Raw genomic sequence first — 13,197 nt, forward strand, 5'->3', positions numbered from 1 at the left:
GTTCAAACATCCGGGAACATCACGCTATTCCCCGGCGCTTCCCTGTGCAGATGGATAAAGTTCAGGTGCCGTTCATACTGGTCCAGAATATCCGTAATCACCTGCTCCTTGCTGTAGTCCATCAAATCATTCCCCTGGCTTCCTTCAAGCAGGAAGGTTTCCAGCCGGTAGTAGGTCGATTTCCCGCTGCGCGCCCGGTAGGTAAAGCCGGGGACCGAGTACTGCTGCGGCCAGATCTGGTAGACAAAGTTCTGCTCGTCGCCCATGTGCACCAGCAGATCCAGGTGACCCAGGGTTTCACCCTCCTCTGGCGGCAGGTTTTTCAGCTCCACGTAGGCGCCGCGCAGCTTCAGCTCCTGCGCCACCTCTTCCATTGCCGGGAAGCAGACCGTCTCCATCATCTGTTTGGTGTAGCGCGTGCCCGGGTAGTTCATCAGGCGCGACAGGCGTTTCTTCCAGCTCAGCCTGTCCTGCGCGCCCATCGGACGCGGTGCGGTATCGCGGCTGGCGCTGACGCGGCGGTAATCTTCCACCTTGAGCGATTTATACAGCCCGGCCATCACAAAGAAGATAACGAAGCTGAACGGCAGCCCCATGATCACCGTGGTGTTCTGTAGCGCCGAGATGCCGTTGGTCATCAGCATGCCGAGCGTCAGCAGGCCAATGGCGACGGACCAGAAGATGCGCAGCCAGTTCGGGGCATCGCTGTTGATATCCTTCAGCTTCGAGGTGAAGTTACCCAGCACCAGCGCGCCGGAATCCGCCGAGGTGACGTAAAACAGCAGGCCGGTAATGGTCGCCACGGAGGCGCTAAAGGTAAACGCCGGGTACTGCGCCAGCAGGCTGTAGAAGCCGCGCTCCGGGTGCGCCATCGCGTCCTGTGCAAAGGTCGCGTTGCCGTGGATAATCTCATGCAGCGCGCTGTTGCCGAACACCGACAGCCACAGCAGGGTAAAGGTGAACGGGATAATCAGCGTGCCCATCACAAACTGGCGGATGGTGCGCCCGCGCGAAATACGCGCCAGGAACAGGCCAACAAACGGCGACCATGCGACCCACCACGCCCAGAAGAACAGGGTCCAGCTGTTCATCCACTCCACCGGGCGGTCAAAGGCGAAGCTGTTCAGCGTCATGCCCATAAAGCGGTTCACGTAGTCGCCCACGTTGAGCACTAACGCATTGAGCAGGAACGAGGTATCGCCCATAAACAGCACGAACAGGATGAGGCCCAGCGCCAGCGCCACGTTCAGTTCGGAGAGCACGCGGATGCCTTTATCGACGCCTGACGTCACCGAAATGGTGGCAATAATGACGGAGAGCGCAATCAGCGCCGCTTTCGCCGCCATCGAATCCGGAATATCAAACAGCACGCTCAGCCCGTAGTTGAGCTGCACCACGCCAATCCCGAGCGTTGTCGCGATACCGAAGATGGTGCCGATCACCGCCGCAATGTCGACGCTGTGGCCAATCGGGCCGTTGATCTTTTTACCGAAAATCGGGTACAGAGCGGAGCGGATGGTGAGGGGCAAATTATAACGATAGCTAAAGTATCCCAGCGCCATCCCCATCAGGGCGTACATTGACCAGCCGGTCAGGCCGTAGTGGAATAGCGTCCAGACCATCGCCTGGCGCGCGGCCTCCATTGTCTGCCCTGCCCCTTCCGGGGGCTGCATATACTGCGTGACCGGTTCGGCCACGGAGAAGAACATCAGGTCGATGCCGATGCCCGCGGCAAACAGCATCGCGGCCCAGCTCAGCAGGCTGAACTCGGGCTTGGACTGCTCGGGACCGAGCTTAACGGAGCCGAAGCGCGAGCAGGCAATGCAGACCACAAAGACGATATAGAGCGTCGCCGCCAGCAGGTAGTACCAGCCGAAGGTCTTTGACACCCAGTTCAGGGTGCGCCCAATCCACTCGGCAGAAAAATCGCGAAAGAAGATCGTTGTCAGGGAAAACAACAAAATCAGCCCGGCGGACGTATAAAAAACGACCGGGTTGATTTTGTCTTTTTCTCTGTCCTGTGAAAGGTCTGTCATCCAGTATCCTCACTGTTTTTGTAACTATTAAAATCCAAATCCGCAACAATTAAGACACATTTTATATTGAACGTCCAATCAAAAACCGCTTTAATGGTTAACCAACGCTGATGAATGGAGTGGCAATAATGCCCAAAGTGGGGATGCAGCCGATCCGGCGCAGGCAGCTTATCGACGCCACGCTGGAAGCAATAAATGAAGTGGGAATGCATGACGCGACGATCGCGCAGATCGCCCGTCGGGCGGGCGTTTCCACGGGGATCATCAGTCACTATTTCAAAGACAAAAATGGTCTGCTGGAAGCGACCATGCGCGACATCACCGGCCAGCTGCGCGATGCGGTATTAAGCCGCCTGCACGCCCTGCCGAACGGCAGCGCGGAGCAGCGTCTGCAGGCGATTGTCGGCGGTAACTTTGATGAAACCCAGGTGAGCAGCGCGGCGATGAAGGCCTGGCTGGCCTTCTGGGCAAGCAGCATGCATCAGCCCATGCTCTACCGCCTGCAGCAGGTGAGTAGCCGCCGCCTGCTGTCGAACCTGGTGTACGAGTTCCGCCGCGAGCTTCCGCGCGAGCAGGCCCAGGAGGCGGGCTACGGGCTGGCGGCGCTGATCGACGGGCTGTGGCTGCGCGCCGCGCTGAGCGGCAAGCCGCTGGATAAGACCCTGGCGCAGTCGCTCACCAGCCACTTTATCAGCCAGCATTTACCGACCGACTAACCGAGGAGAATTTATGTCCCGAATGGCAGAACAGCAGCTTTATATCAATGGTGGTTATACATCGGCCACCAGCGGTCGCACCTTCGAGACCATCAACCCGGCCAACGGTGACGTTCTGGCGACCGTACAGGCCGCCGGGCGTGAAGACGTCGACCGCGCCGTGGAAAGCGCAAAACGCGGGCAAAAAATCTGGGCGGCGATGACCGCCATGGAGCGCTCCCGCGTTCTGCGTCGCGCCGTCGACATCCTGCGCGAGCGCAACGACGAGCTGGCAAAGCTGGAAACCCTCGACACCGGTAAAGCGTATTCCGAAACCTCAACCGTGGATATCGTCACCGGTGCGGACGTGCTGGAGTACTACGCGGGGCTGATCCCGGCGCTGGAAGGCAGCCAGATCCCGCTGCGTGAGACCTCATTCGTCTACACCCGCCGCGAGCCGCTGGGCGTGGTGGCGGGCATCGGCGCGTGGAACTACCCGATCCAGATCGCCCTGTGGAAATCGGCCCCGGCGCTGGCGGCGGGCAACGCGATGATCTTCAAGCCGAGCGAAGTGACGCCGCTTACCGCCCTGAAGCTTGCCGAGATCTACACCGAAGCGGGCCTGCCGGACGGCGTGTTTAACGTCCTGCCGGGCGTGGGCGCGGAGACCGGCCAGTACCTGACCGAGCATCCGGGCATCGCCAAAGTCTCCTTTACCGGCGGCGTCGCCAGCGGCAAAAAAGTGATGGCCAACTCGGCGGCCTCGTCCCTGAAAGAGGTGACGATGGAGCTGGGCGGTAAATCGCCGCTGATTATTTTCGACGATGCGGATCTGGATCTCGCGGCGGACATCGCCATGATGGCCAACTTCTTCAGCTCCGGCCAGGTGTGCACCAACGGCACCCGCGTGTTCGTGCCCGCGAAATTTAAAGCAGCGTTTGAGCAGAAAATCGTCGAGCGCGTGGGCCGCATCCGCGCGGGCGATCTGTTCGATGAAAGCACCAACTTTGGCCCGATGGTCAGCTTCCCGCACCGCGACAGCGTGATGCGCTACATCGCCAAAGGCAAAGAGGAAGGCGCGCGCGTGCTGTGCGGCGGCGACGTGCTGAAGGGCGAAGGCTTCGATAACGGCGCGTGGGTGGCCCCAACCGTGTTCACCGACTGCACTGACGAAATGGCCATCGTGCGCGAAGAGATCTTCGGCCCGGTGATGTCCATCCTCACCTATGAGTCCATTGAGGAAGCGATTCGCCGCGCCAACGACACCGACTACGGGCTGGCGGCAGGCATCGTCACGGCCGACCTGAACCGCGCCCACGGCGCCATTCATCAGCTCGAAGCGGGCATCTGCTGGATCAACACCTGGGGTGAATCCGCCGCAGAGATGCCGGTCGGCGGCTACAAGCACTCCGGCATTGGCCGCGAGAACGGCGTGATGACGCTGCAGAGCTACACCCAGGTGAAGTCCATCCAGGTTGAGATGGGTAAATTCCAGTCCATATTTTAACCGGGAGGTTTATTTGCAATTTGACTACATCATTATCGGGGCCGGCTCAGCCGGCAACGTGCTGGCTACACGACTGACTGAAGATCCGAACACCACCGTCCTGCTGCTTGAAGCAGGCGGACCGGATTACCGATTTGACTTCCGCACCCAGATGCCCGCCGCGCTGGCGTTCCCGCTGCAGGGCAAGCGCTACAACTGGGCGTACGAAACCGAGCCAGAACCCTTCATGAACAACCGCCGCATGGAGTGCGGACGCGGCAAAGGGCTGGGCGGCTCGTCATTGATCAACGGCATGTGCTACATCCGCGGTAACGCGATGGACCTCGACCACTGGGCGAAAGAGCCGGGCCTGGAGCACTGGAGCTACCTCAACTGCCTGCCCTACTACCGCAAGGCAGAGACGCGCGACGTGGGGCCGAACGACTACCACGGCGGCGACGGCCCGGTGAGCGTTACCACCTCGAAACCGGGCGTGAACCCGCTGTTCGAGGCGATGGTGGAGGCGGGCGTACAGGCGGGCTATCCGCGCACCGACGATCTTAACGGCTATCAGCAGGAGGGCTTCGGCCCGATGGACCGCACGGTCACGCCGCAGGGCCGACGCGCCAGCACCGCGCGCGGCTATCTGGATCAGGCGAAACCGCGTCCGAACCTGACCATTCGCACCCACGCCATGACCGATCGCATCCTCTTTGAGGGCAAACGCGCGGTGGGCGTCGAGTGGCTGGAGGGTGAAAGCACCATCCCATCCAAAGCGACGGCAAAAAAAGAAGTGCTGCTGAGCGCCGGGGCGATTGCCTCTCCGCAGATCCTCCAGCGTTCCGGCGTGGGCAACGCTGACCTGCTGAAGCAGTTCGATATCCCGCTGGTACACGATCTGCCCGGCGTGGGGGAAAACCTGCAGGATCACCTGGAGATGTACCTCCAGTACGAATGTAAAGAGCCGGTCTCCCTCTACCCTGCCCTGCAGTGGTGGAACCAGCCGAAGATTGGCGCGGAGTGGCTGTTTGGCGGCACCGGCGTGGGCGCGAGCAACCACTTCGAAGCGGGCGGGTTTATCCGCAGCCGCGAGGAGTTTGAGTGGCCAAACATTCAGTACCACTTCCTGCCGGTGGCGATTAACTACAACGGCTCGAACGCGGTGAAAGAACACGGCTTCCAGTGCCACGTCGGCTCCATGCGCTCCCCGAGCCGTGGACACGTGCGCATCCAGTCGCGCGATCCGCACCAGCATCCGGCGATCCTGTTCAACTATATGTCCCACGAGCAGGACTGGCAGGAGTTTCGCGACGCGATCCGCATCACCCGCGAGATCATGCACCAGCCCGCGCTGGACAAGTACCGCGGCCGTGAAATCAGTCCGGGTATTGACTGCCAGACCGACGAGCAGCTGGACGAGTTCGTGCGCAACCACGCGGAAACCGCCTTCCACCCGTGCGGCACCTGCAAGATGGGCTATGACGAGATGGCGGTGGTTGACGGTGAAGGCCGCGTTCACGGGCTGGAAGGGCTGCGCGTGGTGGATGCGTCGATTATGCCGCAGATCATCACCGGCAACCTGAACGCCACCACCATTATGATTGGCGAGAAGATTGCCGATGCAATCCGCGGTCGCGAGCCGCTGGCGAAGAGCACGGCGGCGTATTATGTGGCGAACGGGGCACCGGTGAGACGCTAAGTCATTTGCCCTCTCCCCACCGGGGAGAGGGGATTCACTTCCCCGCCACAAATTTATTTTCATTTCCCTGCATCCAGTTTCCCCCCGCCCCTCGTATATGAGTATGTGAGCAACGCCTTTGCTCCTTAATCCGAGGATAAATGATGAAAAAGCTACTCAGTGTTGCATTCGTATCCAGCGCGATACTCTTCTGTGCAGGCGCATCAGCAGCCATGACGTCAGACACCGTGATGGTGGGCGGAGCGGCGATGTTCCCGAGCAAAAATATCGTTGAAAACGCCGTGAACTCGAAAGATCACACTACGCTGGTGGCCGCCGTCAAAGCGGCCGGGCTGGTAGATACGCTTCAGAGCAAAGGGCCATTCACCGTGTTTGCCCCAACCAATGCGGCGTTTGCGAAATTGCCTGCCGGCACGGTCGAGAACCTGGTCAAACCCGAAAACAAAGCCACGCTCACCAGCATTCTGACCTATCACGTGGTCGCCGGTAATTACGATATGAAAGCGCTGGAGCAGAAAATTAAACAGGGCGGCGGTCACGCGGAGCTGAAGACCGTTAACGGTCAACCGCTGTGGATCATGAGTAACGGCCCGCACAATATTCAGCTCAAGGACGGTAAAGGTAACGTGGCGAACATCAGCACCTATGACGTCCATCAGAAAAATGGCGTGATCGATGTGATTGATACCGTCCTGATGCCTAAGTAGTTGTCTATACTTCGGAAGTGTGACGTTGCCTTCCGGGAAAAACATGGATAACGCGCTGGCTGAACAGCAGTTGAAATTAATGCAGGCGGTCGCTAACGGCGATCGCCGCGCATTTGAACAACTTTACCGACTCACATCGCCTCACCTGTTTGCCGTTGCGCTGCGCATGCTGCGCGACCGCGCCTGGGCAGAAGAGATCCTGCACGACTGTTTTGTCACCGTCTGGAGTAAAGCCGAAACCTACAACGCTGCACTGAGCTCCCCGATGACCTGGCTTACGCATATTGTTCGCAACCGCTGTATTGACTGGCTGCGCAGCGGGCAAACCCGGGCTGCAGCCCGTGAAGAGTCGTATTCGGAAGATATTCTGCTAAGCGAAAGCGATGAGCAGAATAACTGGCACGACGATGCGCAGGCAGAACGGCTCAGGCATTGTCTCGAACATTTGAGCAGCGAGCAGCGTCAGAGCATTACGCTCGCCTACTATCAGGGAATGTCTCACAGCGACATTGCCGACTGGCTCCAGCAGCCTGTAGGCTCGGTGAAAAGCTGGATACGTCGGGCAATGGATCATCTTCGGGAGTGCGTGGGGCTATGAATGACGCAGAAAAACGCGACGACATGCTGGCTGCGGAATATGCCCTCGGCACCCTGCGCGGAGGGGCGCGGCTTCAGTTCCAGAAAAGGGTCCTCCGTGAACCCGCTCTGGCCGCCCGCCTGGCGTACTGGCAGGACATGTTCAGCACGCTGGATAGTCATCTTGTGCCCGTCCCTCCACCCGAGACGGTGTGGAAAAGAATCGCCCTCGACCTGCCGCCCAAAAAGCCTTTACGCCAAAGTCGGCCTTATGTCGGCTGGATGGTTGCGGCCTCCCTCGCCGCCCTGTCGGTCGTTGCCTGGTATGCCAGCCGTACACCGGAACTCGTTCCGCTGATCGTCCTCAACGATGCCCAACAGCACGGGGAATGGGTCGTCAGCGCGGATGCCAGCCGCCAGCACTTGAGCATTGCCCCTCTTCGGCCGACGGCCGTCGCGGCGCAACACAGCCTCCAGCTTTGGCTGATCCCAGGCGGGCAGGCGCCGGTCTCCATGGGGCTGCTGCATAACGACATGCCGACACGCGTCACCCTCAGGAACACAACGCTCCCTCCTGACGCCACGATAGCCATAAGCCTTGAACCAGCGGGCGGATCGCCCACTGGGCTCCCCACAGGCCCGGTGCTTTACAGTGGCAAATTGTAATTCTCAGGCCCTGTTCGCAGGGCCGCTATCGTGACCCCATTTCATTTATATACTGTTCTCGGTTACCTATAAGAATTAAATATTAAGCCTGTAATTAATTTAATTATTAAAAAACGACATTGACAGACTCTTGCGTACTCCATTAAGTTTTAAACGAAAATCATTTTATTCCCGATACACAATATATCAAAAAAGCGCATTAATGAATTTGTCATTATTCATTAATGCTTCTCTGCCTTTTATTTTTTGCATCACTCAATAGCGAGATAAGATCATGAATAATAGTGCAAACAAGGTTGTTGTCATTACCGGTGCCAGCAGCGGTATTGGTCAGGCGATTGCCCTCCATTTAGCGAATAACGCGTTTTCGCTGGTGCTGGTGGCGCGCCGTCTGGACAGAATTAATGCCCTGGTGGATCAGATTATTCAGCAAGGCGGCAAGGCGATAGCCGTGAAGGCCGACGTGACCCGTCAGGAAGAGGTTCAGCGCGCCATTGACGCTGCCGTTGCCGCCTACCAGCGCGTGGATGTGCTAATCAACAACGCGGGCTTTATGGCTATCGCCCCCTTGAGCGAGCTGAAAACCGACGAATGGGACAAGATGATTGACACCAATCTGAAAGGGGTGCTGTACGGCATCGCGGCCGCGTGGCCGGTGTTCCAGCGTCAGGGCAGCGGGCATTTTATTAACGTTGCCTCCGTCGCGGGCATCAAGGTGCTGGCACCTGGCGGCGTGGTGTACAGCGCCACAAAATTCGCCGTCCGCGCGCTGAGTGAAGGCTTACGTCAGGAGGCGGGTAAAACTATCCGCACGACGCTTATTTCGCCCGGCGCCGTCGAAAGCGAACTGCAATTCGGCAGCTCTGACGAAGAGAGTAAAAAATTTCTCCATGAATTTTATAAGCAGGCTATTCCGGCTGACGCAATTGCCCGCGCGGTTTTATTTGCCATAGAACAGCCTGGCGACGTTGATATTAATGAAATTGTTGTGCGTCCAACGCAGGAAGAATTTTAGCCTGCGTTAAATAATGCTGAATGAGGTGTCAGTATGATTAAATCATTAACGTCCTTATCAGATCTCAATATGCGAACGGGTGCCGATATTCTTCTTGAAGTGCTGGAGAGTGAAGGCGTGGAATATATTTTTGGCAACCCCGGCACCACCGAGCTTCCTCTGATTGATGCCCTGCTTCGCCATGAAAATATTCACTATATTCTGGCGCTTCAGGAGAGCACCGTGGTGGCGATTGCCGACGGCTACGCGAAAGCCTCCGGCAAAACGGGCTTTATCAATTTGCATACCGCGAGCGGCCTGGGGCACGGCATGGGGAATCTCATTAATTCGCGGATCATGAAAACCCCGCTGGTGGTGACCGTTGGACAGCAGGATACGCGGCACTACGTCCGCGACCCGCTGCTGTATGATGATATTGTTTCCATTGGCTCCCCGGTCATGAAATGGGCGCAGGAGGTCACCAGCGCCGACCAGCTCCCGGTGCTGGTGCGCCGCGCGTTTCACGCTGCCAGCTATCCTCCGGCCGGTCCGGTACTGCTCTCCCTGCCGATGAACGTGATGGAAGAGCTGAGCGATGCCGGGATACAGACGCCGTCGAGAGTGAACTACCACACCGTGGCGGGCTCGCTGGACGAGCTGGCGGAGGCGCTCAGCGAGATCGCGCCGGGCAGGATCATGATTGTGGCGGGCGATGAGGTGCACTCCAGCGGCTCGACGCAGGAGATTGTCGAGCTGGCGGAAGCGCTCAGCGCCCACGTCTACGGCTCCTCCTGGCCGCTGAATTTGCCTTTTCCCACTCAGCACGCGCTCTGGCGGGGCAATATGCCCACCACCGCCAGCGAAATCGCCAGCATCATCAATGCCTACGATGCCGTATTCATCATCGGCGGCAGAAGCCTGATCACCATTTTGTACAGCGAGGGCGAGGCTATTCCGGCGACCTGCGCGGTGTACCAGCTCTCGGCGGATATGCACGAGCTTGGCCGCACCTATGCCACTCGCCTTTCGGTGATGGGGGATATCAAACTGTCCCTGCACGAACTGCTGCCAAAGCTTAAGCAGCGCCTGATCGCCAGCACGCTGGCCCACCAGCAGCTGCTGGTGGCGGCCCGCGACGAACGAGAGAAGGAGTGGCAGCAGCAGGAGGAACGTCTGGCCGTCGAGCGGCTACGCCCGGCCCTTTCGCCGATGGTCGCAGCCTGGGAAGTCATCCGATCCATTCCGGCGGGTACCACCATCGTGGATGAGGCGATAGCGACCGCCAGGCATGTCCGCCGGTTCATCTCTGACCAGCAGCACCAGCGCTACTACTTTATGCGCGGCGGCGGACTGGGCTGGGGGATGCCCGCAGCAGTAGGTCACTCGCTGGGGCTGGGCCGCGAGCCGGTAGTGTGTTTAGTTGGAGACGGAGCCTCCCTCTACTCGCCGCAGGCGCTCTGGACGGCGGCACACGAAAATCTGCCGGTCACCTTTATCGTCATGAATAACAGGGAGTACAACATCCTGAAAAACTTTATGAAGAGCCAGGCTGACTACAGCTCAACGCGGCTGGGGCGTTTTATCGGGATGGACCTGGTGAACCCGCATATCGATTTTCAGTCGCTGGCCACCGCCATGGGCGTCCACTGCTGCCGGGTGACCGAGGCTGCGGATATCGCCGAAGCGGTAACGCGCGGCCTGCAGTCAGGAAAAACCAACCTGATTGAAATCGCGATTTCCGCGGATTAACCGCGCGTTTACGCTGTACCCTACATAAAAAACTTATAACCGAAACGCCTCAAGCCGCTTTATCTGCCGCCCTTCCTCGTCAAAATTCTCCGCCGCCAGCCAGGCGCGCAGCTCCGCGTCTCTTTGCGGCCATTCGCCGTCAATAATAGAAAGCATATCGCTGTCGCGGTTGCGCCCTTTACGCACCAGCTTCTGGCGCAGGCGTCCTTCCCAGACAAACCCCTGCCGCTCCGCCGCCCTGCGCGACGCCACGTTCATGGAATCGCACTTCCACTCGAGGCGCCGGTAGCCGTGCTCAAACGCATTTTTCAGCAGCAGCCACACCGTTTCGGTGCCGATGCGGGAACCTTTCATTTTGCGCGACCAGGTGACGTGACCAATTTCCACCGAGCCCAACAGCCGCTCGTTAGCCATATAGCTCACCAGCCCCACCGCCCGTTCGTTGCGTAAGTCAATGACGGCAAACGGCACCAGCTCATCGTCCATGACCTTCGCCATGATCCAGTGCGCGGTGGCTTCCACGCTCGTGGGCTGCGTGCTGGCAAGCCACGTCCAGTCGCTGTCGTCACCCAGCGCGTAGGCCTCAAAGAGATCGGCCGCGTGGCGATCGGCGTCCAGCGGCTCCAGGCGACAATACTGGCCGAACAGCGGCGTGCGGGTTAACGCGCGCGCGCCTTTCCAGTCGGGAACGATATCGTTAACGGTTTGACCATGTTGATTGATTTCGGGCACGGCGGTGACTCCCTGAAAGGTAAGGCATTTGTTATAGCAGGTTAAAAAGCAGGCGAAAAGCCGCGTGTTTTAATAGCCCGAGCGCATGCGATATTCCCGGAAGGCATAAGTAAAGCTGAATTTCGACTTTGTGGAATGTCACAGTCGCCCTAACGTAGCGGAGCATAAAACAATCACAATATATTCTTCTCAGGGATCGCTATGACAAAAAAACTGTTGCCGTTACTGGTGCTGGCTGCGCTCTCAGGCGCCGCTCACGCCGCTACGCCGCCCAACACGCTGGTGGTTGCCCAGGGGCTTGATGACATCGTGAGCCTCGACCCGGCCGAAGCCAACGAGCTCTCCAGCATCCAGACCGTGCCGAGCCTGTACCAGCGTCTGGTGCAGCCGGACCGCGATAATCCGGAAAAAATCACGCCGATTCTGGCAGAAAGCTGGGACGCGGACGCGGCAGCAAAAACCCTGACCATCAAGCTTAAACCCGATGCGAAATTCGCCTCCGGCAACCCGCTGCGCCCGGAAGACGTGATCTTCTCTTATACCCGCGCCGTGACGCTGAACAAATCCCCGGCCTTTATCCTCAACGTGCTGGGCTGGGACGCGAGCAACATCGCCAGCCAGCTGAAAAAGGTGGACGATCATACCCTCCAGCTTCACTGGACGGCGGACGTCAGCCCGTCGGTGGCGCTGAATATTCTCTCCACGCCGATTGCCTCTATCGTCGATGAAAAAGAGGTCGCCGCGAACGTCAAGGATAATGACTTCGGTAACGCGTGGCTGAAAATGCACTCGGCGGGCAGCGGCGCGTTCAAAATGCGCGTCTATCAGCCGCATCAGGCCATCGTGCTGGAAGCCAACAATTCCGCCCCCGGCGGCGCGCCGAAGCTCAAAAGCATCATCATTAAAAACGTTCCCGATCCGGCTTCACGCCGCCTGCTGATCCAGCAGGGGGATGCGGACGTGGCGCGCGATCTGGGTGCAGATCAGATAAGCGCCCTGGACGGCAAGCCGGGCGTGAAGGTGCTGAGCATTCCGTCCGCCGAGCAGAATTACCTGGTGTTTAACACCGGCAACAGCGCCAATCCGCTGCTGAACAACCCGGCGTTCTGGGAAGCGTCGCGCTGGCTGGTCGACTATGACGGCATCACGAAGAACCTGCTGAAAGGCCAGTATTTTGTTCACCAGAGCTTCCTGCCGGTCGGCCTGCCGGGCGCGCTGGAAGACAATCCGTTTAAATTTGACCCGGCAAAAGCGAAGGCAATCCTCGCCAAAGCGGGCATTAAGGACGCGCACTTCACGCTGGACGTGGAGAACAAGCCGCCGTTTATCACCATCGCCCAGTCGATGCAGGCGAGCTTTGCGCAGGGTGGCGTGAAGGTGGATCTGCTGCCTGCCGCCGGGAGCCAGGTCTATGCCCGCGTGCGCGCGAAGCAGCATCAGGCGGCGATCCGTCTGTGGATCCCGGACTACTTCGACGCGCACTCTAACGCCAGCGCCTTCGCGTGGAACGACGGGAAGTCCAGCACCGTGGCCGGACTGAACGGCTGGAAAATCCCGGAGCTGAACAAGGCCACGCTGGCGGCGGTAGCCGAGCCGGATCCGGCGAAACGTCTGGATCTGTACAAGAAGATGCAGGAACAGCTGCAGCAGAGCTCGCCGTACGTCTTCGTCGATCAGGGCAAAACCCAGATCGTGGTGCGCGATAACGTGAAGGGGTATCAGCAGGGGCTGAACGCGGATATGGTCTGGTACGATCGCGTCACGAAGTAGCCCTTGTTGCCGGGTGGCGCTGCGCTTACCCGGCCTGTGTTCTCGGTTTTTGTAGGCCGGGTAAGGCGAAGCCGCCACCCGGCATAA

Annotated in this window: 11 protein-coding genes; 9 read left to right on the top strand and 2 right to left on the bottom strand. The window is 59.0% G+C overall.

Going from position 1 to position 13,197, the window contains the following annotated elements; all coding sequences use genetic code 11:
• Positions 1–2 precede the first annotated feature (2 nt).
• A complete protein-coding gene (gene betT, locus ACOTXI_RS04010) occupies positions 3–2,036 on the bottom strand; it encodes a choline BCCT transporter BetT (RefSeq protein WP_058653604.1) in 2,034 nt (677 codons plus the stop codon).
• Positions 2,037–2,164: 128 nt separating this feature from the next.
• Here betT and betI point away from each other — a divergent pair, with 128 nt between their 5' ends.
• The 8 genes from betI to ACOTXI_RS04050 all read left to right on the top strand — a co-directional run bounded on the left by betI (position 2,165) and on the right by ACOTXI_RS04050 (position 10,608).
• Positions 2,165–2,752, top strand: a complete 588-nt coding sequence (gene betI, locus ACOTXI_RS04015; protein ID WP_008500977.1) for a transcriptional regulator BetI — start codon at positions 2,165–2,167, stop codon at positions 2,750–2,752.
• Between the two features lie 13 nt (positions 2,753–2,765).
• Positions 2,766–4,238, top strand: a complete 1,473-nt coding sequence (gene betB, locus ACOTXI_RS04020) for a betaine-aldehyde dehydrogenase (RefSeq protein ID WP_008500976.1) — start codon at positions 2,766–2,768, stop codon at positions 4,236–4,238.
• 13 nt (positions 4,239–4,251) lie between these two features.
• Positions 4,252–5,916, top strand: coding sequence for a choline dehydrogenase (gene betA / locus ACOTXI_RS04025; protein WP_008500974.1), 1,665 nt, complete (start codon positions 4,252–4,254; stop codon positions 5,914–5,916).
• Positions 5,917–6,059: 143 nt separating this feature from the next.
• A complete protein-coding gene (locus ACOTXI_RS04030) occupies positions 6,060–6,623 on the top strand; it encodes a fasciclin domain-containing protein (protein ID WP_023326865.1) in 564 nt (187 codons plus the stop codon).
• A 43-nt stretch (positions 6,624–6,666) separates the two neighbouring features.
• Positions 6,667–7,221, top strand: coding sequence for an RNA polymerase sigma factor (locus tag ACOTXI_RS04035; RefSeq protein ID WP_063618280.1), 555 nt, complete (start codon positions 6,667–6,669; stop codon positions 7,219–7,221).
• Positions 7,218–7,865: an anti-sigma factor gene (locus tag ACOTXI_RS04040; protein WP_058653607.1), complete on the top strand. Its 648-nt coding sequence runs from the start codon at positions 7,218–7,220 to the stop codon at positions 7,863–7,865. The genes ACOTXI_RS04035 and ACOTXI_RS04040 overlap by 4 nt, the downstream gene beginning before the upstream one ends.
• A gap of 274 nt (positions 7,866–8,139) precedes the next feature.
• A complete protein-coding gene (locus tag ACOTXI_RS04045) occupies positions 8,140–8,880 on the top strand; it encodes an SDR family oxidoreductase (protein WP_021242632.1) in 741 nt (246 codons plus the stop codon).
• A gap of 33 nt (positions 8,881–8,913) precedes the next feature.
• Positions 8,914–10,608: a thiamine pyrophosphate-binding protein gene (locus tag ACOTXI_RS04050; RefSeq protein ID WP_087855614.1), complete on the top strand. Its 1,695-nt coding sequence runs from the start codon at positions 8,914–8,916 to the stop codon at positions 10,606–10,608.
• Between the two features lie 33 nt (positions 10,609–10,641).
• Here ACOTXI_RS04050 and ACOTXI_RS04055 read toward each other — a convergent pair whose 3' ends face one another.
• Positions 10,642–11,340, bottom strand: a complete 699-nt coding sequence (locus ACOTXI_RS04055; protein ID WP_103786711.1) for a GNAT family N-acetyltransferase — start codon at positions 11,338–11,340, stop codon at positions 10,642–10,644.
• Between the two features lie 201 nt (positions 11,341–11,541).
• On the opposite strand from ACOTXI_RS04055, the gene ACOTXI_RS04060 reads away from it, so the two are divergent.
• Positions 11,542–13,110 (top strand): ABC transporter substrate-binding protein, encoded by a 1,569-nt coding sequence (locus ACOTXI_RS04060; protein WP_058654405.1) that lies wholly within the window; start codon positions 11,542–11,544, stop codon positions 13,108–13,110.
• Positions 13,111–13,197 lie beyond the last annotated feature (87 nt).

The sequence above is a fragment of the Enterobacter cloacae complex sp. BZL2005 genome (genome assembly GCF_049238885.1).
Lineage (GTDB): Bacteria > Pseudomonadota > Gammaproteobacteria > Enterobacterales > Enterobacteriaceae > Enterobacter > Enterobacter roggenkampii.